Source organism: Actinoplanes sp. NPDC049548, assembly GCF_040676695.1.
In the GTDB taxonomy this organism is placed as follows: Bacteria; Actinomycetota; Actinomycetes; order Mycobacteriales; family Micromonosporaceae; genus Actinoplanes.
This window is the reverse complement of the sequence record NZ_JBFAPM010000062.1, coordinates 1-3,063: the sequence shown is the minus strand read 5'-3', so window position 1 is coordinate 3,063 and position 3,063 is coordinate 1. Positions and strand designations below refer to the sequence as shown.

General features: G+C 72.5%; 1 protein-coding gene. It reads right to left on the bottom strand.

From position 1 onward, the window contains the following. Positions 1-3,063, bottom strand: a 3,063-nt coding sequence (locus tag AB0J80_RS38445; protein WP_364714771.1) for an amino acid adenylation domain-containing protein, incomplete at both ends; no start/stop codon positions are given.

Here is a 3,063-nt window from a genome sequence, read left to right as displayed (position 1 = left end):
CGGAACGTCGGATCGCCGGAGGTGTCCGTACGCAACACCAACGTGTTGACGAAGAACCCGACCAGATCCGCCAACGCCTCATCCGAGCGGCCCGCGACCGGCGCCCCGATCGGAACGTCTGTACCGGCGCCCAACCTCGTCAGCAACGCCGCCACCGCGGCCTGCAAGACCATGAACAACGTCGTACCGGTGCTCCGCGCAAGGTTCAGCAGCGCCCGGTGCAGCTCCGCGTCGAGGACCAGCGGCTCCCTACCGCCGTCGTAACTGGGGATCGCCGGGCGGGGCCGGTCTGCCGGCAACGGCAGTTCCTCCGGAATCCCGGCGAGAGCGTCGCGCCAGTAGGCGACCTGCCGCACGACCAGGCTCTCCGGGTCGTCGGCGCTGCCCAGCAGGTCCCGCTGCCAGAGCGCATAGTCGGCGTACTGCACCGGCAGCGGACTCCACCGCGGAGGCGTGCCCGCCAGGCGGGACGAGTACGCCGCCGCCAGATCGCGCAGCAGCGGGCCCATGGACGCGCCGTCGCTGGCGATGTGGTGCATGGCAAGCAGCAGCACGTGCTCCCGCGGGGCGACGGCGAGCAGCGACACCCGGATCGGTGGGTCGACGGTGAGGTCGAAGGGTCGAGCCGTGGCCTCCTGGAGCAGGCTGGGCACGTCACGCTCGGCGCACTCCACGACGGTCATGGCGGGCAACGTGTCGACGATTCGCTGGCAGGGTTCGCCGTCAGCCTCGGGAAAGACCGTGCGCAGCGCCTCGTGCCGGGTCACCACGTCGCCGATGGCGGCCTCGAGGGCGGTCCGGTCCAGCGCACCGCGCAGCCGCAACGCCACGGGGACGCAGTACGTCGCGTTCCCGCCGTCGAGCCGGTTGACGAACCAGAGCCGCCGCTGGGCGAACGAGAGGGGCACCCAACCGCCGCGCTCCGCGGGCCGCAGTACCGGACGGGTGTCCCGCACGCGGGTGAGATGGCCGGCGAGTCCGGCCACCGTCGGCGACTGGAACAGGTCCCGGACGCTCAGCTCGGCGCCGAGCGCGGCGCGGACCCGGCCGATCAGCCGGGTGGCGAGCAGCGAGTGCCCGCCGAGGTCGAAGAAGTTGTCGTCGATGCCGACCACGGTGACGCCGAGTACCGCCGCGAAGGCCCCGCACAGCAGTTCCTCATGCGGCGTGCGCGGACCGCGGTAGCCGACCTCGACATCGTCCGGGGCGGGTAGCGCGCGGCGGTCGAGCTTGCCGTTCGGGGTGAGCGGCAGCGCGGCCAGCAGGACGAACGCCGACGGCACCATGTACTCCGGCAGGAACTCCGCGACCCGGCGGCGCAGTTCCTCGGGCTGCACGGCGCTCCCTACGACGTACGCGGCAAGGGTCTTGAGGCCGGGGCGGTCCTCACGGACCAGCACCGCGACCTGCGACACCGACGGGTGCTGCGCCAGCACCGCCTCGATCTCGCCGAGTTCGATCCGGAAGCCGCGCACCTTGACCTGGTGGTCGGCGCGGCCGACGAAGTCGAGGTGCCCATCGGAACGCCACTTCACCAGATCGCCGGTGCGGTACATCCTGGCGGCAGCCTCGAACGGGTTGGCCACGAACCGCTGCGCTGTCAGGCCGGGCCGGGCCAGGTAGCCGCGGGCCAGACCCGCACCGGAGAGGTACAACTCGCCGATGACGCCGGGCGGCACGGGCCTCAGGTTGCCGTCCAGCACGTAGAGCCGGGTGTTGTCGACCGGCCCGCCGATCGGCGGCGCCTCCTCGGCGTGCGTACCGGTGGCCGGCACGTCGCCGGCGGTGGCGACGACGCTGAACTCCGTAGGTCCGTAGTGGTTGACCACACGGAACGGCAGGTCCTCGCTCGGGCGCCGGCGCAGCGCATCGCCGCCGGTGAGGACCGCCCGCAGCCGGGTGTCGGCCCGGGCCAGGTCGTCCAGCAGCGCCTCCAGGCGGGGGGTGGGCAGGAAGCAGATGGTCAGTCCGCTGCGGATGATCCACTGCAGCAGGGCCTCGGCGTCGTCCAAGGTGTCCTGGTCGGGCAGGTGGACGGCCGCGCCGGCGCAGAGGTACGGCCACACCTCCCAGACCGCCGCGTCGAAGGCCTGCGCGGCGACCTGGCTGGCCCGGTCGTCCGAAGTGATGGCGTACTCGCGGTTGTGCCAGGTGCACAGGTCGGTCAGGCCGCGGTGCTCGATGACCACGCCCTTCGGCGCGCCGGTCGAGCCGGAGGTGTAGATGACGTATGCGCTGTCGTCGGGGGTCACCGTCACGGTGGGCGGATCGGTCGGCAGGTCCACCGCCATGTCGACGTCGACGATCGCGGCACCGCCGTCGGCCACCCGGTCGTGCAGCGCGCGCTCGGTGATCACGACGGGTGTGGCGGCGTCCTCGAGCATGTAGGCCAGCCGGTCGGCCGGGTAGTTCGGGTCGAGTGGCACGTACGCGCCGCCTGCCTTGAGCACCGCGAGCGCGCCGATCACCATCTCGGGGCGCCGGCCGACGCAGAGCCCGACGAGCGTGCCGGGGGTGACGCCGAGCGCGATCAGGTGGTGGGCGAGCTGGTTCGCGCGGCGGTCCAACTCGGCGTAGGTCACCGTGGTGGTCCCAGAGACCAGCGCGACCGCCTCGGGGGTGCGCCGGGCCTGCGCGGCCACCAGCTGCGGCACCGTGTCGGCGGGCACGTCGGCGCCCGTGTCGTTCCAGCGGACCAACAGGCGCTGCCGCTCCTCGTCCGAGAGCAGCTCGACCTGGCTCAGGTGGCTGTCCGGGTCGGCCGCCATCGCCGTCAGCAGCCGGGCCAGGCCGGCCAGCAGTTGCTCGGCGGTGCCGCGGTCGAACAGGTCGGTGGCGTACTGCAGGTAGGCGTCGAGGCCGCCCGGCCCTTCGGCGAACGCGAGGGCCAGGTCGAACTTGGCGCCGCCGCTGCCGGCCTGTTCGGTCTCGACGTCGAGGCCGGCGAGCGTCAAGTCGGCCTCGACGTTGTTCTGCAGGACGAGCATGACCTGGAAGAGCGGGTGCCGGGACAGCGACCGAGCCGGGTTCAGCTCCTCGACCAGCCGCTCGAACGGCACGTCC